The sequence below is a fragment of the bacterium genome (genome assembly GCA_020440705.1).
Taxonomy (GTDB): domain Bacteria; phylum Krumholzibacteriota; class Krumholzibacteriia; order LZORAL124-64-63; family LZORAL124-64-63; genus JAGRNP01.
Genome location: JAGRNP010000087.1, coordinates 1 through 17,980, shown reverse-complemented (window position 1 = coordinate 17,980; position 17,980 = coordinate 1). Strand labels below are relative to the sequence as shown.

The window sequence follows — 17,980 nt, the reverse complement described above, 5'->3', positions numbered from 1 at the left end:
CGACGAGCGGCGGGCCGCGGCGGAACTCGCGGCCGCAGCCGGCCGCGGGGAGGACGACGCAGAATTCGCAGCCGACCCCGATTCGGATCCCGATTCGGATCTCGAGGGGGAGGCCGCCTGGGAAGACGAGGACGGGGAAGACGCACCGGCCCCGCGGGAACGTTCGATCCATACGATGCCCGATCCCGAACCGGTCCTCGCCGAAGAGGATGACGAGTTCGACGCCCCGGAGGAACTGGTTCTGCCCGGGGCGGCGGGTGATTTCGTGGGCGACGACGAACCGGGCGAGGCGGCTCCCCGGCCGGCACGGCGCAAGCCCCGGCGCAAGCGCGGCCCCATGCAGTTGCCGCCGGTCGAACTGCTCACTCCCGCCGGGCCGGAGACCCAGCAGATCACCACCGTCGAACTCGACGCCCTGGCCGACCTGCTCGAGGACACCCTGCGCAGCTTCGGCGTCGAGGGCGAGGTGAAGGACGTGCGCCCCGGGCCGGTGGTCACGACCTTCGAGTACCAGCCCGGCCCCGGCATCCGGGTCAACCAGATCGTCCAGCGCTCGGACGACCTGGCCCTGGCCATGCGCGCCCGCTCGATCCGCATGGAGGCGCCCATCCCGGGCAAGGCCGCCGTCGGCATCGAGATCCCCAACGCGACGGCCCGCATGGTGCGCCTGCGGGAAGTCCTGGAGCTGACCGGCACCAAGAAGCGCGAGCCCCTCGAGGTGGTGCTGGGCAAGGACGTCGTCGGCCGACCGGTGAGCGTCGACCTCGCGACCCTGCCGCACCTGCTCGTGGCCGGCTCGACGGGCAGCGGCAAGTCGGTCTGTCTGAACGCCCTGATCAGCAACCTGATCATGCGCAACGACCCGTCGACCCTGCGCATGGTGCTCATCGATCCGAAGATGCTCGAGATGAACGTCTACAACGGGATCCCGCACCTGCTGCTGCCGGTGGTGACCGACCCGCGCGAGGCCCTCAAGGCCATGCAGTGGCTGGTGGCCCAGATGGAGTTCCGCTACCGCGAGCTGAGCAAGTTCTCGGTCCGGAACATCAAGCAGTACAACGACAAGATCGCCGCCGGCGAGGTGCAGGACAGCGAGGGCGAGACCGTCACCGAGCCCATGCCCTACTTCCTGTGCATCGTCGACGAGCTGGCGGACCTCATGCTGCAGCTCGGCAACGACTTCGAGGGGCCCATCGCGCGCATCGCCCAGAAGGCCCGCGCCGTGGGCATCCACCTCATCCTGGCCACCCAGCGCCCGAGCGTCGACGTGCTCACGGGCGTGATCAAGGCGAACATCCCCTGCCGGATCGCCTTCCGCGTCATCCAGCGCAACGACTCGCGCACCATCCTGGACATGAACGGCGCCGAGCAGCTGCTCGGCCACGGCGACATGCTGTACCTGCAGCCCGGGCGCGCGCTGCCCGTGCGCGTGCACGGCTCGTTCATCGACGTGGACGAGTGCGAGGCCGTGGCGGCCCACTGGCAGCAGTACAAGGACCACACCGAGGAGATCAGCCTCAACGAGAATCCGGCGGGCGGCGGCATGGTCACCGGCGAGGACGACATGTTCGAAGCCGCGCGCGAGGTGGTGGTGCAGCACCAGAGCGGCTCGACCAGCCTGCTGCAGCGTCGCCTGCGCATCGGCTACACCAGGGCCGGCCGCCTGATGGACATGCTCGAGGAGGCCGGCGTGGTCGGGCCGTTCACCGGTTCGAAGGCCCGCGACGTGCTGATCAAGCCCGAGGAACTGCAGCGCATGCAGGAGGGCCGGGGCTGATGCGCAAGGTCTTCTGCGCCACCCTCGGCTGCGACAAGAACCTCGTCGACTCCGAGGCGCTGCTCGGGCGCTTCGCCATCCGCGGGGTGCAGCCCGTGGACGATCCGGATGCGGCCGACATCTGGGTGCTGAACAGCTGCGGCTTCATCGACGCGGCCCGGAGCGACTCGGAGACGACCCTGCGCGAGCTGTGCGAGGCCAAGGAGGGGCGCACCCTCGTGGTGTGCGGCTGCTGGTCCCAGGAACACTCGGCCCGCATCCGCGCCGACTTCCCCGCGGTCGACGTGGTGGCGGGCGTGGGCCAGTTCGACCAGGTCGTGGCCGCCTGCCTCGGCAGCGCGCCGGCCCCGGCGGCGGCCGCCCCGGCCGCCAGCCCGTTCGCCCTGGCCGGACCGGCGGTCGCGCCCGACGCCCTGGTGGTCGACCCGATGGTGGCGCCCTACCAGGGGCTCGTCGACCGGCCGCTCCTGACGCCGCCCCACGTGGCCTTCGTCAAGATCGGCGAGGGGTGCAACTGCGCCTGCACGTTCTGCCGCATTCCCCTGATCCGGGGCAAGCAGCGCAGCCGCTCCCGGGCCGAGCTCCTGGCCGAGGTGCGGGGCCTGGTCGAACGGGGCGTGAGCGAGATCCAGCTCGTGTCCCAGAACACGAGCGACTACGGCCGGGACACCGGCGAGAAGCTGTACGACCTGGTCCGCGATCTCGACGGCGTCGACGGCCTGCGGACGATCCGGCTGCTCTACCTCTACTCGGGCATGGTTTCGGTCGACGACCTGCGGCGGCTGCTCGACCTGCCCGCGGTGGCGCCCTACCTCGACCTGCCGATCCAGCACGCCTCGCCCCGCATCCTGAAGGCCATGAAACGCCCGGGCGGCGAGAAGTCGTCGGCCCGGTTCTTCCGGGCGCTGCGGGACGGACGCCCCGACCTGGTGCTCCGCTCGACGGCGCTGCTCGGTTTTCCCGGCGAAGAGGACGAGGACGTCGCGGAGCTGGCCGACTTCCTGGCCGAGGTGCGTTTCGACCACCTGGGCACCCACCACTATTCGGCGGAGTCGGGCACGCCCTCGGCGGGTCTGCCCGACCGGGTCCCGGCCGAGGTCATTCTCGACCGCGAGGCCCTCATCACCGACCTGCAGGAGGACATCAGTCTCGCCCGGCAGGAGGAGCGCCTGGGCCAGGTGCACGAGGTGGTGATCGACGCGGTGGTGCGCCCGGGGCCGGACGATCCGCACGGGCTGGCGGAGGTGCTCGGGTCCCTGGCCGAGGGCACCTGGCGCGACGATCGGGAACGCGAACGGTTCGATGGTGTTGCCCAGTCCGCGGTTTCGTTTGCCGTGGGCCGGAGCTATCATTTCGGCTACGATCTGGACGGGGTGGTCGTCCTGCCGCTCGGCGAGGCCGGGGTGGGCAGCCGCCTGCGTCCGGGGGAGACGGTGCGGGCCGAATTCGGCGGCGTGACGGCCTACGACGTATGGGCACGGCCCGTGGCCGATCCCGGACGCTAGTCGCGAGGCGACGGAAAGGGCGATGATGGTGTTGGCGGTACGCAACATTCTGCTGGTCGGTCTGCTGCTCGGGCTGGTCGCCGGCACGGCATGGTCCCAGGGCGCGCCGGGGGTGGGGCAGGTCGATCCCGATCTCGCGGGGAGCCCGGCCGTGGCCGCCACGACGTCGCTGCCCGTGGCCGCCGGAGCCGACACCATCCGCACCAACCTGTGGCTGGTGCAGGCCCTCATGGGGGAGATCGCCGCGGAGGCCGCCGGACATCTCGGTCCGCCGCCTGCGCGGGTGCGGCTGGTTCCCCTGTCCAACGATCCGCGCACCGACATCTTCCTGCCCGTCGTCACGGACGTGCTCGCGGAAATGGGCTACGAGCTCTACATGGCGCAGGACGAGCCCGCCAAGCAGGCCGACGTCGACTACGTCTTCGCCTTCAGCATCCAGAACATCCGTCTCGACTATCCCGACGTCGGGCGGACCCTCGGCATCTGGCGCCGCTGGGTCGATCGCGATCTCCGGGTGGCGGTCATGGCCGAGATCACGGCGGAGGAGACGGGGCGCCTGCTGTTGAGCCAGCGCCTCGAGCGGCGTTTCGGCGACCGCATCGACGACGACGATCTCGCCGGCGTCGAGTCCGACGCCTACGACTTCACGAATGCCGAAGTGAACGAATCCGGCTGGCAGCGACGGGCCGAGGAGCTGGTGGTGCTGGGCACCCTGGCCGGTCTGGTCGCCATCTACTTCGCCAACACCGGCGACTGACGCGTCGCGGCGGCGGCCTGGGGGCCGCCCGCGACCGGGAGGAATCCGTGGAACCGAAGCGCGCAACCGACCCCGTCTCCGACCGGACGGCGGGGCGGTCGATCATCCTCGCCGCCGCGGCCGCGGCCCTGCTGCTGGCGGGCTGCGCCGGCAAGAACCCGTACCCCGCGGGCAGCTACGAGCGCGCCGTGTACTACGCCGACCGCGGCAAGGACCTGCAGGCGGTGTCGGCCTTCGAGACCTTCGTCCGCCACAACCCCACCGACAGCCTCGCGGACGAGGCGCAGTACCGCAAGGGCCTGACCTACATGTCCATGGAGGAGTATCCGCTGGCGGCGGTGGAGTTCCAGATCCTGCGCAAGGACTACCCGACCAGCGCCCTGGTCGAGGACGCGCTCTTCGAGGAAGGCAAGGCGTACCTCTTCCAGGTCGGCCGGGTCGAGCGGGACATCACGGGCGCCTACGAGGCGCGGCTGCACTTCCTGGACTTCAGCCAGAAGTACCCGGGCAGCCGCCACATGCCCGAGGTGGTGGGCTACATGCAGGAGATCAGCGACCTGATGGTGCGCAAGCGTCTCGAGCAGGTGCGGGTGTACGAACAGCTCAAACGCTACGAGGCCATCGCCGTGGTCCTGGACGACGTCATGGAGGCCGAGGCCGCCAGCAGCCTGATCCCCGAGGTCGTGTGGAAGCGCGGCCGCGTGGCCGAGCGTCTCGGCGATCCGGACAAGGCCGCCGCCATGTACCAGCGCCTCATCGACCAGTACCGCGACACCGACTACGGCCCGCGGGCCCAGAAGGCCCTGCGCCGCCTCGACGGCGAGGACGACGCGGCAGACAGTCCCGAAGACGGCTGATTCCCCGGAGGACCCATGACCCGCGCCCTGCTCGGCGGCTCGTTCGACCCGGTCCACGCCGGGCACGTGGCCATGGCGGCGCATGTCCTGGAGCGCGGCTGGGCCGACGTGGTCCACGTGGTGCCCGCGTGGCTATCTCCCCACAAGGATCTGGCGGCGGCGCCCGCGGCGGCCCGCCTGGACATGGTGCGCCTGGCCTTCGCCGGGTTGCCGCGCATCGTCGTCGACCCGCGGGAGATCGCGGCCGGGCGCCCCTGCCGCACCGTCGAGACCCTCGAGTCCCTGGTGGCCGACCATCCCGGCGATCCCTTCCGGCTGGTGATCGGGGCCGACAACCTGGCCGACTTCCACCGCTGGTCCCGTCCCGATCGCCTGCTCGAACTGGCGCAGCTCGTGGTGCTGGGGCGCGAGGGGTGGCCCCTGGACGATGCGGCGGTCGCGGCGTCGGGCCTGCCGCGCCGGCGGGTGCTGCTGGCGCCCGAATTCGTGCGGCCCGTGTCATCGACGGCGGTCCGTGCTATGTTGGCCGCGGAGTCGCGTTCCCTCGCCGATCTGGTGGCCGGCGGCCTGCCCGCCCCGGTGGCGCGACACATCATCGACCACGGCCTCTATCGTCCCGACCCGAATGGTGAACACCGTGTCCCTGATCCTGATTGACGGCGCCGCCCTCTTCTATCGCGCCCACTACGCCTTCGCCAACCGCCCGCTGACCGCGCCCAACGGCGAGGTCACCAGCGTCGTCTTCGGCTTCTGCAACGCCATCCTGCGGCTCATCGAGGTCTACGGGCCGGAGAAGATGGCCGTCGTCTTCGACCGCAAGGGCAAGGTGTTCCGGCACGACATGTACCCGGCGTACAAGGCCAATCGCAAGCCCATGCCCGAAGAGCTGGCCGAGCAGTTGCCGCGCCTGCACGAACTGCTCGCGGCGTGGGGCATCGCCGTGGTCGAGAAGGACTACTACGAGGCCGACGACCTCATGGCCACCCTGGCCCGGCGCTCCGAGGGCGTCGTCGACAAGGTGTGGTTCTACACCGGGGACAAGGACTTCATGCAGCTGCTCGACGACCGCATCGGCATGCTGAAGCCGGGTCGTCGCGGCGACGAGATCACGCCCATGACCGTGGCCGACGTGAAGAAGGAGTTCGCGCTGACCCCGCGCGAGCTCATCGACGCCTTCGCCCTCGCCGGCGACAAGGCCGACAACATCCCCGGGGCGCCGGGCGTGGGGGACAAGACGGCCCAGAAACTGATCCGCGAGTTCGGCAGCCTCGAGGACCTCTATGCGGGCCTCGAGAAGAGCAAGCTGACGCCGCGCCTGAAGCGGGTGCTGGGCGAGAACCGCGACCAGGTCTTTCTTTCGCGGGACCTCTTCGTGATCAAGGACGATGTCGAGCTGGACATCGACTGGGACGCCCTGGACACGGTGCTGCCCACCGGCGACGAGGCGCGCGGCCTGCTGCGCGACCTGGGCCTGCGGCGGGTGCTGGCCCACGTGGACAAGCTGGCGGGTGACGGAAGCGGGGCCCCGGTCCCCGCCGGGGCCGCCGCGCCGGAAGGGCCGGCCGACCCGGCGGCGTCATCGCCACCGGCGGCCGCCGATGCGGATTCCTGGGCCGCCCGCCGGGAGGCGCGCGGCTACGTGCGCCTGGCCGACGACGATTCGCTCGCCGCGTGGCTGTCCCGCCTCGATCCGGCGGCTCCCCTCGCGGTGGACACGGAGACCGACGGCCTGCAGCAGGATCGCTGTCGGCTCGTGGGCGTGTGCCTGGCCGGCCGCGACGCGGCCGGCGCGGCGCTGCCGCCGGCCTACATTCCGGTGCTGTGGCGCGACCCCGACCCGGAAGGCGCGGCGGGGGGGACCCTATTCCCGACCGGCGCCGAGCACAGCCGTCTCGCGGAGGTGCGGAGTCTGCTGGCGCCGGTCCTCGCGGGCGACGCGCCGAAGATCGGCCAGAACCTGAAGTTCGACGAGTGGGTGCTGGGGCGCCACGACCTGCCCCTGGGCGGACCGCGTTTCGACACGATGCTCGCGTCGTACGTGCTGGATCCGGGGCGCCCGAGTCACGGGCTCGACGACCTGGTGGCCGAGTTCCTCGGGCACGCGATGATGCCTTTCAGCGGCCTCTTCGCCAAGGGGGACCGGAGCCAGGACATCCTGGGCGTCGATCCCGACCGGCTCGCCCTGTATGCCGCCGAGGACGCCGACTACACCCTGCGGCTGCACGACGCCCTGGCGCCGCGTCTGGCCGAGGCGGGCCTGACCGGGCTGTTCCGCGACGTGGAGATGCCCGTGGCGGCGGTGCTGCTGGAAATGGAGCGCAACGGCATCCGGCTGGACCGGGGCTTCCTCGGCGAGCTGCGCGAGCGCTTCGACGCCGAACTGAAGGGGCTGCGCGAGCGCATCGTCGCGGTGGCGGGCGAGGACTTCAACCTCAACAGCCCGAAGCAGCTGCAGGTGATCCTGTTCGACAAGCTCGGCCTCAAGCCGACCAAGAAGACGAGCACGGGCTGGAGCACCGATGCCTCGGTGCTGAGCATCCTGGCCGAGGAGCACGAGCTGCCGCAGCTGATCCTCGACTACCGCGAGGTCGCCAAGCTGCAGAGCACCTACGTGGAGACGCTGCCGCAACTCGTGCACCCGGAGACCGGCCTGATCCACACCTCCTACAACCAGGCGGTGGCGGCCACGGGGCGGCTTTCCAGTTCGGATCCCAACCTGCAGAACATCCCCATCCGCACCGAACTGGGGCGGCAGATCCGGCGGGCCTTCGTGCCCCGCGACCCCGGCAACGTGTTCCTCTCGGCCGACTATTCCCAGGTGGAGCTGCGCCTGCTGGCCCACCTGGCCGATGACCCCGGCCTGCTGGCGGCCTTCCGCGAGGGCGCCGACGTGCACCGGCGCACGGCGGCCCTGATCGCCGGCGTCGCCGAGGGCGCGGTCGATGCGGACATGCGGTCGCGGGCCAAGGCGATCAACTTCGGCGTCATCTACGGCATGGGCGCGCGGGCCCTCGCGCGGCAGACGGGCGTGAAGGTGGCCGAGGCCGGCGAATTCATCGAGAGTTACTTCCGCACCTATCCGGGCGTGAAGTCCTTCATCGAGGAGACGAAGGCCCGCGCCCACGCCGACAAGGTCGTCACGACCCTGCTCGGACGGCGCCGCCTGTTGCCCGACATCGACTCGTCCAACAACCGCATCCGCAGCTTCCAGGAGCGGGTGGCCGTGAACACGCCGATCCAGGGCACGGCGGCCGACCTGATCAAGCTGGCCATGATCCGCATCAGCGGGCGTCTGCGCGAGGAGGGGTCCGGCGCCCTGCTCCTGCTGCAGGTGCACGACGAGCTCGTGCTCGAGGTGCCGCGCGGCGAGCTCGAAGCCACGCGGGAACTGGTCGTCGCGGGCATGCAGGGAGCCATGAGCCTGAAGGTGCCCCTGGTGGTGGACGTCCACGCCGGCGCGAATTGGGCCGAGGCCCACGGATGACCGCGCCCATGCTCACCTGGGTGGTCACCGGCGCGGCCGGGGCGGGGAAATCGCTCGCGGCGGCCACGTTGGCGGAGCGGGGGGTGCCGGTGGTCGACGGCGACGCCCTGGGCCACGAGCTCCTGGAGCGGCCGGAGATCCGCGCGGCCATCGCGGCCCGGCTGGGGGAGGCCTTCGTGGGTCCGGACGGCGTCGATCGGGCGGCCCTCGGGCGGCGCGTCTTCGGCGACCCGGCGGCGCTGGCCGTCCTGAACGGGATCACCCACGGTCCGCTCGCGGATCTGGCCGGCGAGCGGCTGGCCGCCCTGCGCGACACGGGGCGTCACGTTCTTGCCGTGTTCGAGGCCGCCGTGTACTTTTTGTTGCCGTCGCCGCCCGCAGCCGACATGGTGATCGTCGTCACGGCCCCGCCGGAGCTGCGCATCGCCCGCCTGGTGGCCCGCAGCGGCGGGCGGTTGCCCGAGGCGGAGGCCCGGGCCCGGGTCGCCGCCCAGGCGCCCATGGCCGCCGACTGGGAGCGGCGGGCCGACCATGTGATCAGCAACGACGGCACCGAGATGGAACTCGCCGCCGCCGTGCGTGCGCTCCACGAACGCCATTTTCCCGGAAGCGAGAAACTCCCGTGAAGGAATACCTCGAACGCATCGACGAATGCCTGTCCCGCCTCGAAACCCTCAAGGAGGGTCTTTGACTCGGCCTCGCTCGAGAAGGAGCTGGCCGAGCTGACCGCGCGCCAGGCCGAACCCGAGTTCTGGAACGATCAGGACGAGGCCAAGCAGGTGCTGCGGCGGGTGAAGTCGATCCGGCAGTGGACGGGTCCCCTGTCCGCGGCGACGGTGAAGGCGGAGGAGCTGCAGCTGCTGGCCGAGATGATGCGGGAAGAGGGCGAGGAAGACGCCGGGGGCGAGATCGCCGGCGGCGTCGACGAACTCGAGAAGGCCATTTCCCGCATCGACGACCAGTTCCTGCTCAGCGGGGACGACGACGAGCGCGGGGCCGTGATCGAGATCCATCCGGGCGCCGGCGGCACCGAGAGCCAGGACTGGGCCCAGATGCTCCTGCGCATGTACAACCGCTACCTCGAGCGGAGCGACTGGAAGGTCGAGACCCTCGACCTGCAGGCGGGCGAGGAGGCCGGCATCAAGAGCGCGGTGCTCGAGGTGGACGAGCCGTTCGCCTACGGCTACCTGAAGAGCGAGTCGGGCGTGCACCGGCTGGTGCGCATCTCGCCGTTCGACTCCCAGGCCCGGCGGCACACCTCGTTCGCGTCGGTGTTCGTCTACCCGCTGGTGAGCGACGACGTCGAGGTCGAGATCGACCCGAACGACCTGCGCATCGACACCTACCGGGCGCAGGGCGCCGGCGGCCAGCACGTCAACAAGACCGACAGCGCCATCCGCATCACCCACGAGCCCACGGGCATCGTTGTGCAGTGCCAGAGCGAGCGCAGCCAGCACCGCAACCGGGAAAGCGCCATGACGATGTTGCGGGCCAAGCTGTACCAGAAGATCATGCTCGAGCGGCAGAAGGAACGCGACGCCATCGAGGCCGAGAAGATGGAGATCGCCTGGGGCTCGCAGATCCGCAGCTACGTGCTGCAGCCGTACACGAAGGTGAAGGACCACCGCACCGAACACGAGACGGGCAACGCCGTCGCCGTGCTGGACGGCGACCTGGACGAGTTCGTCGAGGCCTATCTGCGCTGGATGGGCGCCCGCAAGAAGGGCACCTGAGCCGGTCCGGCCGGACCGCAACGTCGTTCGCAACCCATGTCGGAAGAGGAAAAGACCGTGGCCAACCAGGATCCCAACGCCAGCCCCGCCGCCGGCGCCGATGCGGCCGAGAGCGAGAGCCCGCACCGCCTGATCGAGATGCGGCTCGAGAAGATGGAGGAGCTCGGCCGCGAGGTCCCGCTCTATCCCTTCAGCTACGACCGCACCCACACCAGCGAACAGGTGCGCGCCGCCGAGGCCGAGCTCACGGCGGCGGCGGGCGTCGTCCGCTTCCCCGGCCGCATCATGGCCAAGCGCGGCACCGGCAAGACCCTCTTCGTGCCCATCCAGGACGAGTGGGGCACCCTGCAGGCCTACTTCAAGAAGGACGACCTGGGCGAGGAGGCCTTCCACCGCATCCAGAAGTTGATCGACATCGGCGACTGGGTGGGCGTGTCGGGCAAGCTCTTCCGCACGCGCACCGACGAGCTGAGCATCCACGTGGAGGAGTTCGAGTTCCTGGCCAAGGCGATCCGGCCGCTGCCGGAGAAGTACCACGACATGAGCGTGGAGAACAAGAGCCGCCGCCGGCACCTCGACCTGGCCATGAACCTCGAGAGCCGCGAGCGCTTCAAGAAGCGCAGCGCGATCATCGGCGACATCCGGGCCTTCTTCGCCGAAGAGGAGTTCCTCGAGGTCGAGACGCCGGTGCTGCAGCCGCTCTACGGCGGCGCCACGGCCCGCCCGTTCATGACGCACCACAACGCCCTGGACATGACGCTGTACATGCGGATCGCCGACGAGCTCTATCTCAAGCGGCTCATCGTGGGCGGTCTCGAGCGGGTGTACGAGATCGCGAAGGACTTCCGCAACGAGGGCATGGACCGCACGCACAATCCCGAGTTCACCATGCTCGAGTGCTACGCGGCGTACTGGGACTACCACGACATGATGGACCTGACCGAACGCATGCTGCGTCGGCTGGCCCAGCGCTTCGGCAACGGCGGCAGGCTCACCTACGGCGAGCACGAGATGGACTTCAACCAGCCCTTCCGCCGCCTGCGCTTCATGGACGCCCTGGCCGAGAAGACCGGCCAGGATCTCATGCAGGTCGGCGACGACGACCTCAAGGCCCTGGCGAAGCGTCACGGCGCCGAGGTGAAGAAGGGCATGGGACGCGACAAGATCCTCGACGAGATGTTCAGCGTGCTGGTGGAGCCGGAACTGATCCAGCCCACCTTCGTCATGGACCACCCCAAGGAGCTCTCTCCCCTGGCCAAGGACCACCGGGAAACCGCCGGGCTGGTGGAGCGCTTCGAGCTCTTCGTGGCCGGCTTCGAGGTGGCCAACAGCTTCAGCGAGTTGAATGATCCCCGCGAGCAGCGCCGGCGCTTCGAGGCCCAGAAGGCCCTCATGGAGGCCGGCGACGACGAGGCCCAGCCCGTCGACGAGGACTTCCTCGAGGCCATGGAGGCGGGCATGCCGCCCACCGGCGGCATGGGCATGGGCATCGACCGCCTGGTGATGCTCCTGGTGGACACCAACAACATCCGCGACGTGCTGCTCTTCCCGCACATGCGGCCCGAGCAGTAGACGATGGATTTCGCCGGACACATCGCGGGGCGCTACCTGCGCAGCCGTCGCCACAGCCGCTTCCTCAGCCGGGGCAGCGTGACGGCCATCGTCGGCATCGCCATCGGGGTGATGGTGCTGAACGTCACCCTCGCGGTGATGAACGGCTTCCACGCCGAGATGCGCCGGACCTTCGTCGAGAACATGCCCATGGTGTCGGTCATCACCAGCGCGCCGGAGGGCTTCCAGGGGGTCGGCGCCGTCATGGACTCCATCGGGACGCTGCCGGCGGTGACGGGCGTGGCGCCCTTCATCCGGCAGGAGGTGCTGGTCTCGTCGACCCGCACCTACGGGCCGCCGCGGCCGCAGGCCGGGGTCGTCTGGGGCGTCGAGCCCGACCTGGTCGACTCCGTCATCCCCATCAGCACCTACCTGCGGCCCGAAGCCGGGGTGCTGGCCACGCTGAAGCTGCGCGGCGGCACGCCCCACGTGATCCTGGGCGCGGAACTCGCCAACTCGGTCTACGCCGCGGTGGGCGACACGGTGATCCTCACCTCGGTCAACGGCGAACTCGACCTCGACGACATCCAGGCCGTCAGCCGGCGCTTCGTGGTGGGCGGGTTCTTCGACACCGGCATGTACGAATTCGACAGCCGCTTCGTCTACACCGGCCTCGAGGCGGCGGGCGACTTCCTGGGCTACCTGCCCGGGGGCGCGACCCTGCTCGGCGTCAAGGTAGCCGACCTCATGCGGGCCGACCGCACCGCCGACGCCATCGAGGACAAGCTCGGCCGCGACTTCTACGCGACCGACTGGATGGCGCTCAACGCGAACCTCTTCCAGTGGATCAAGCTGGAGAAGGTCATCATGGTGCTGCTGCTCGGCATGATCATCCTCATCGCGGGCTTCAACATCGTCGGCATCCTGACCATGATGGTCGGCGAACGCCGCCGCGAGATCGGCATCCTGCTGGCAATGGGGGCGCGCCGGGCGCAGGTCATGGGCATCTTCCTGATCAACGGGGTGTGGCTCGGGCTGGTGGGGGTGGCCTGCGGCAGCGCCCTGGGCCTGGCCGGGATCCTCTACCTCGACAAGAAGGGCGTGGCCCTGCCGGGCGACGTCTACTTCGTCGAGACGGTGCCCGTGCTGCTGCAGTGGTCCGATTTCGGGCTCATCGCCGGCGTGACCCTGCTGATGGCCCTGGCCGCGGGCCTGTGGCCGAGCTGGGAAGCCTCGAACCTCAAGCCGATGGACATCATCCGCTACACCTAGGAGTCGCCATGGCCGCCGTGCTGGAAGCCCGCCAGATCACCAAGAGCTTTCCCCGCGGCGAGGGGACGCTCGAGGTGCTGCGGACCTGCGACTTCCGTCTCGCGGCGGGCGAGGCGGTGGCCGTCATCGGCGCCAGCGGCTCGGGCAAGAGCACCTTCCTGAACATCCTCGGCGGGCTGGACAGCCCCACGTCCGGCGAGGTCCTGGCCGGGGGCGCGCCCCTCGACTTCGGCGACCACGGGGTGCTGACCCGGTGGCGATCGGCCGGGGTGGGCTTCGTGTTCCAGTTCCACTTCCTGCTGCCCGACTTCACGGCCCGGGAGAACCTGCTGATCCCCGTGCGCAGCCGGGGCCGGGTCGCGGCCGCGGACGAGGCGCGGGCCGACGCCTTCCTCGAACGCATGGGCCTGGCCGATCGGGCCAGCCACCTGCCGGGCGAGCTGAGCGGCGGCGAGCAGCAGCGCGTGGCCGTGGCGCGGGCCTTCATGAACCGGCCGGGCATCGTCCTGGCCGACGAGCCCTTCGGCAACCTCGATCCGGAGATCGGGGGCCGGCTGGGTGACATGCTCTTCGACCTGCGCGCCACCGAGGGCACCAGCCTTGTGATCGTCACCCACGACCACGGCCTCGCCGGGCGGGCCGATCGCACCCTGGAGCTGCGGGCGGGGCATCTCGCCCCGTGGGAGGGAGGTTCCGCATGAATTGCCACATGTGCGGCGAACGGCAGGCGACCATCCACCTGCTCGAACTGATCAACGGCCAGCAGAAGAGCGTCTGGCTGTGCAGCATCTGCGCCTCCGGGCGGCCGGACATTCCGCGGGTCGATCCGGCGGACACCTGGGCGGCCGGGGACGACGGCGGTTCGCCCACCCTGGCCTCGTTCCTCGGCCAGGTGCGCGACGGCGGCAACAAGGCCGTGGCCGTGCCGCCGTGTCCGGTCTGCGGCTACGAGATCGCCACCTTCCAGGACAACAACCGCCTCGGTTGCCCGGCCTGCTATCCCCATTTCCGCCGCCAGATCCTGCCCATCCTCTCGCGCTACCACCGCCACGCCTCGCACCTGGGCAAGGTGCCGAGCCGCGCCGACGGGCGCGCCAGCCGGCAGGGCGAACTGACCCGCGTGCGGGTGGCCCTGGAGAAGGCGATCCGGGCCGAGGACTACGAGGAGGCCGCCCGCCTGCGCGACCTGATGCGCGGGCTGGAGCAGGCGCCCGCCGACTTGCCGGAGGAGGCGCCGTGAGCGGGTTCTTCGTGCCCGGCACCCCCCGGCGCCCGGTCTGGCTCGAGCAGGCGGGGCCGTCGGCGGACGTGGCCGTGGCCACCCGGGCCCGGCTGGTGCGCAACCTGGCCGACGTGGCCTTTCCCCACCGGGCGAGCGACGCCGAGAGGGCCACGGTCCTGGACGACCTCCTGCGGCGCCTGGCGCGGGTGCCGTCGTTCGCCGAGGGCTGGGGGCTGGCCTGCGCGGGCCTGACGGCGATCGAGCGGCGGGTGCTGGCCGAGAAGATGCTCATGCCGGCCCGGCTGGTCGAGGAGCCGGCGGGCCGCGGCGTGGTGGTGGCGCCCGACCTCGGCCGGACGGCCGTCGTCAACGCCGACGACCATCTGCGCCTGCACGCCTTCCGCCCCGGCTTCGCCCCGCGTGAGGCCCTGGCCGAGGTGCTCGCCCTGGACGCCGAGGTGGAGAACGAGGTCGAGCCGGCCTTCAGCCCCGAATGGGGCTATCTGACCGCCAGCCCCACCGATCTGGGCACGGGCCTGCGTCTGAGCGCCCTGCTGCACCTGCCGGGCCTGGTGCTGGTGGGCGAGATCGACAAGGTGCTGAACGCCCTGCGGCAACTGCAGTTCGGGGTGCGGGGACAGTACGGCGACGGGGGTTCGGTGCGCGGCTCGGTGTTCCAGGTGTCGAGCCTGGTGACCCTCGGCCGCGACGAGGACGAGATCGCCGCCGACTTCGCCGTCCACGTGGGCAAGATCATCACCTACGAGCGGGCCGCCCGCGACCAGCTCCACGGCCGCGATCCCCTCGGGCTCGAGGACATGGTCCACCGCAGCCGGGCCGTGGCGGCCTCGGCCCGCATCATCACCGCCCAGGAGGCCTTCGACTGCCTCTCCAACGTGCGGCTGGGCGAGAACCTGGGCTTGTTGCCGCCTTCGCCGACCGGCCTGCTCAACCGCCTGACGGTCGAGCACCAGGCCGCCCACCTCGAGGCCCACGCGGGCCGGACCCTCGCGGGCCGGGACCGGGCCGCCGCCCGGGGCGCCCTGCTGCGGGCTGTTTTTGCCGCTCCGGACGGGATTGCCGGTTAATATCCGGGCCCGCCGGCCGATCCTTGGGGATGGAGACGCAGCGGGACCAGGCCCGATCCTTGCCTGAACCCTCCCGGGTCCGCGCAGGCATGTGTAGCGTCAACGCTCTGGCTCCAGTATATTTTGGCCCAGATCCCCCCGGAAACGGACTTTCCGGCCCGGGATACCGCGCGGGGCACCGACCCGACACCGCGACTGCGAACACCGCGAATGGAGGCGCGTCGGCATGAACGACCGTTTTACCCAGAGAGTCCGCAAGGTTCTTTTCCTGGCCCGCGACGAGGCCGGACGGCTGCAGCACGACTACATCGGCACCGAACACCTGCTGCTCGGCGTGATCCGCGAGGGGGAGGGCGTTGCGGCCAACGTGTTGCGGCGCATGAACCTCGACTTCGACCGGATCCAGAAGGCCGTCGAGGACGCCGTCACCGCGCCCATGGGGCCGGTCTCCATCGGCGAGATCCCGTTCACGCCGCGCGCCAAGAAGGTCCTCGAGCTCTCCATCGACGAGGCCCGTCTCCACAACCACAACTACGTGGGCACCGAGCACCTGCTGCTGGCCCTGATCCGCGAGGGTGAAGGGGTCGCGGCGCGCGTGCTGAACGAGCTCGGCGCCGACCACGAGGCGGTCAAGCGCGAGGTCATGAAGGCCCTGGGCGGCGGCGAGGGCGGCGGCGCGCCGAAGGGCCGCGTCGAAGGTCCGCGCGGCAAGCGCCAGACGGCTGCGGCGAAGAAGAAGGAGAACTCGGTCCTCGAGCAGTTCGGCCGCAACATGACCGACATGGCCCGCGAGGGCAAGCTCGACCCGACCATCGGCCGGTCCAAGGAGATCGACCGCTGCATCCAGATCCTCAGCCGGCGCAAGAAGAACAATCCCGTGCTGATCGGCGAACCGGGCGTGGGCAAGACCGCCATCGTCGAGGGCTTCGCCACCAAGATCGTCGAGGGCAACGTGCCCGCGCTGCTGCGCGACAAGGAGATCGTGACCCTCGATCTCGCGAGTGTCGTCGCCGGCACCAAGTACCGCGGCCAGTTCGAGGAGCGCCTGAAGCAGATCATGGCCGAGATCCGGGAGAACCCGGACGTCATCCTCTTCATCGACGAGCTGCACACCATCGTGGGCGCCGGCGGGGCCGAGGGCGCCATCGACGCGTCGAACATGCTCAAGCCCGCCCTCAGCCGCGGCGAGATCCAGTGCGTGGGCGCCACCACCATGGACGAGTACCGCAAGTTCATCGAGAAGGACGGCGCCCTCGAACGGCGCTTCCAGCCGGTGATGGTCAACCCGCCCTCCGAGGAGGAGACGGTCCAGATCCTCTTCGGTCTGCGCGACAAGTACGAGGCCCACCATCGGGTCAAGTTCGACGACGAGGCCATCCGGGCCTGCGTCTGGCTCAGCAACCGCTACATCAGCGGCCGCGCCCTGCCCGACAAGGCCATCGACATCATCGACGAGGCCGGCAGCCGGGCGCGCCTGAGCATGACCGTCGTGCCGCCCGACCTGCGCGACATCGAGCAGAAGATCGAGCAGGTGATCACCGAGAAGGAATCGGCGATCCAGGCCCAGGAATTCGAGAAGGCCGCCGCGTTCCGCGACAAGGAGAAGGAGCTGAAGAAGAAGCTCCAGGAGATGAAGCACGACTGGACGTCGGACCGGACCGATCCCCAGGCCGCGGTCGACCAGAAGCTCATCTGCCAGGTCATCGCCGACATCACGGGCATTCCGGTGGCCGAGGTGGAGGAGGAGGAGACCGACAAGCTGCTCCGCATGGAGGAGGAGCTGGGCAAGTGGGTCATCGGACAGGACGAGGCCCTCGAGGCCGTGTCGAAGTCGATCCGGCGCAACCGGGCCGGCCTGCGCGATCCGCGGCGGCCCATCGGTTCGTTCGTCTTCCTCGGCCCCAGCGGCGTCGGCAAGACCGAGGTCGCGCGGCGCCTGACCGAGTTCCTGTTCGGCGACCAGAGCGCCCTGATCCGCGTCGACATGTCCGAGTACATGGAGAAGCACTCGGTCAGCCGCCTGGTCGGCGCGCCTCCGGGCTACGTGGGCTACGACGAGGGGGGCATGCTCACCGAGAAGGTGCGGCGCAAGCCCTACAGCGTGATCCTGCTCGACGAGATCGAGAAGGCCCACCCGGACGTGTACAACATCCTGCTGCAGGTGCTCGACGACGGGCAGCTGACGGACAGCTTCGGCCGCACGGTCGACTTCCGCAACGCGGTGCTGATCATGACCAGCAACGTGGGCAGCCGCAAGACCCACACCGTGCGGGGCGTCGGTTTCGGCTCGGACGAGCAGGACGCCAACGACCAGCGCGTGCAGTCGAACATCGACCAGGATCTGCGCAAGACGTTCAGCCCCGAGTTCCTGAACCGGATCGACGAGATCATCACGTTCAAGAGCCTCGGTCGGCAGGACATCACCCAGATCGTGGAGATCCTGCTGGCGGACGTGAGCCACCGGCTCAGCAACCTCGAGATCGAGTTCGAGTTCACCCGGGCCTGCAAGGACCTGCTCTGCGACGTGGGGTACGACCCCAAGATGGGTGCGCGGCCCCTGCGCCGGGCGATCCAGAAGCACGTGGAGGACCCCCTCAGCGAGAAGCTGCTGCGGGGCGAGGTGACCAGCAAGAGCAAGCTGGTCATCGACGCCAACGGGCCCGAACTGAGCTTCAAATGCATCCCGACCGAAGAGGTCAAGAGCCTCAAGTAGGCCGCACCACAGCGACCACCA

At 70.0% G+C, this 17,980-nt stretch carries 14 protein-coding genes; all 14 read left to right on the top strand.

Translation table 11 applies throughout. From position 1 onward, the window contains the following. Nucleotides 1-1,777: DUF87 domain-containing protein (locus KDM41_12760; GenBank protein ID MCB1184299.1), on the top strand; the 1,777-nt coding region annotated here is incomplete at its 5' end. Next, on the top strand, nucleotides 1,777-3,282 hold the full coding sequence (locus KDM41_12755; GenBank protein ID MCB1184298.1) for a radical SAM protein: 1,506 nt from the start codon (nucleotides 1,777-1,779) through the stop codon (nucleotides 3,280-3,282). The genes KDM41_12760 and KDM41_12755, both read left to right, overlap by 1 nt. A gap of 31 nt (nucleotides 3,283-3,313) precedes the next feature. After that, entirely contained in the window at nucleotides 3,314-4,039 is a 726-nt protein-coding gene (locus tag KDM41_12750; GenBank protein ID MCB1184297.1) for a hypothetical protein, read from the top strand. 47 nt (nucleotides 4,040-4,086) lie between these two features. Beyond that, the gene (gene bamD / locus KDM41_12745) at nucleotides 4,087-4,896 is read left to right on the top strand and encodes an outer membrane protein assembly factor BamD (GenBank protein MCB1184296.1); all 810 of its coding nucleotides are present in this window, start codon (nucleotides 4,087-4,089) and stop codon (nucleotides 4,894-4,896) included. A gap of 15 nt (nucleotides 4,897-4,911) precedes the next feature. Then, nucleotides 4,912-5,553 carry a nicotinate (nicotinamide) nucleotide adenylyltransferase gene (gene nadD / locus KDM41_12740; protein MCB1184295.1) on the top strand — a complete coding sequence of 214 codons (642 nt, stop codon included), beginning with the start codon at nucleotides 4,912-4,914 and terminating at the stop codon, nucleotides 5,551-5,553. After that, on the top strand, nucleotides 5,534-8,380 hold the full coding sequence (gene polA, locus KDM41_12735; GenBank protein MCB1184294.1) for a DNA polymerase I: 2,847 nt from the start codon (nucleotides 5,534-5,536) through the stop codon (nucleotides 8,378-8,380). Before nadD ends, polA begins: the two co-directional genes overlap by 20 nt. Further along, a complete protein-coding gene (gene coaE / locus KDM41_12730) occupies nucleotides 8,377-9,006 on the top strand; it encodes a dephospho-CoA kinase (protein MCB1184293.1) in 630 nt (209 codons plus the stop codon). Before polA ends, coaE begins: the two co-directional genes overlap by 4 nt. After that, nucleotides 9,003-10,113 (top strand): peptide chain release factor 2 gene (gene prfB, locus KDM41_12725; GenBank protein MCB1184292.1). Its coding sequence is split into 2 segments (ribosomal slippage): nucleotides 9,003-9,056 and nucleotides 9,058-10,113, totalling 1,110 coding nucleotides; the frame shifts between segments, so codons are not numbered across the junction. The genes coaE and prfB overlap by 4 nt, the downstream gene beginning before the upstream one ends. A gap of 36 nt (nucleotides 10,114-10,149) precedes the next feature. Next, nucleotides 10,150-11,685 (top strand): lysine--tRNA ligase, encoded by a 1,536-nt coding sequence (lysS, locus tag KDM41_12720; protein MCB1184291.1) that lies wholly within the window; start codon nucleotides 10,150-10,152, stop codon nucleotides 11,683-11,685. 3 nt (nucleotides 11,686-11,688) lie between these two features. Next, a complete protein-coding gene (locus tag KDM41_12715) occupies nucleotides 11,689-12,936 on the top strand; it encodes an ABC transporter permease (GenBank protein MCB1184290.1) in 1,248 nt (415 codons plus the stop codon). 8 nt (nucleotides 12,937-12,944) lie between these two features. Next, complete coding sequence (locus tag KDM41_12710; GenBank protein MCB1184289.1) at nucleotides 12,945-13,637, top strand: ABC transporter ATP-binding protein; 693 nt, start codon at nucleotides 12,945-12,947, stop codon at nucleotides 13,635-13,637. Then, the gene (locus tag KDM41_12705) at nucleotides 13,634-14,176 is read left to right on the top strand and encodes a UvrB/UvrC motif-containing protein (GenBank protein ID MCB1184288.1); all 543 of its coding nucleotides are present in this window, start codon (nucleotides 13,634-13,636) and stop codon (nucleotides 14,174-14,176) included. The genes KDM41_12710 and KDM41_12705 overlap by 4 nt, the downstream gene beginning before the upstream one ends. Then, entirely contained in the window at nucleotides 14,173-15,246 is a 1,074-nt protein-coding gene (locus tag KDM41_12700) for a hypothetical protein (GenBank protein ID MCB1184287.1), read from the top strand. Before KDM41_12705 ends, KDM41_12700 begins: the two co-directional genes overlap by 4 nt. Nucleotides 15,247-15,472: 226 nt before the next feature. Continuing rightward, nucleotides 15,473-17,959: an ATP-dependent Clp protease ATP-binding subunit gene (locus tag KDM41_12695; GenBank protein ID MCB1184286.1), complete on the top strand. Its 2,487-nt coding sequence runs from the start codon at nucleotides 15,473-15,475 to the stop codon at nucleotides 17,957-17,959. Nucleotides 17,960-17,980 lie beyond the last annotated feature (21 nt).

What these genes read in the sequence shown, in the direction of transcription:
- nadD (MCB1184295.1), top strand. Translation starts at nt 4,912, where the DNA reads ATGACCCGCGCCCTGCTCGGCGGCTCGTTCGACCCGGTCCACGCCGGG.
- KDM41_12755 (MCB1184298.1), top strand. Translation starts at nt 1,777, where the DNA reads ATGCGCAAGGTCTTCTGCGCCACCCTCGGCTGCGACAAGAACCTCGTC.
- KDM41_12705 (MCB1184288.1), top strand. Translation starts at nt 13,634, where the DNA reads ATGAATTGCCACATGTGCGGCGAACGGCAGGCGACCATCCACCTGCTC.
- KDM41_12710 (MCB1184289.1), top strand. Translation starts at nt 12,945, where the DNA reads ATGGCCGCCGTGCTGGAAGCCCGCCAGATCACCAAGAGCTTTCCCCGC.
- lysS (MCB1184291.1), top strand. Translation starts at nt 10,150, where the DNA reads ATGTCGGAAGAGGAAAAGACCGTGGCCAACCAGGATCCCAACGCCAGC.
- KDM41_12695 (MCB1184286.1), top strand. Translation starts at nt 15,473, where the DNA reads ATGAACGACCGTTTTACCCAGAGAGTCCGCAAGGTTCTTTTCCTGGCC.
- coaE (MCB1184293.1), top strand. Translation starts at nt 8,377, where the DNA reads ATGACCGCGCCCATGCTCACCTGGGTGGTCACCGGCGCGGCCGGGGCG.
- KDM41_12715 (MCB1184290.1), top strand. Translation starts at nt 11,689, where the DNA reads ATGGATTTCGCCGGACACATCGCGGGGCGCTACCTGCGCAGCCGTCGC.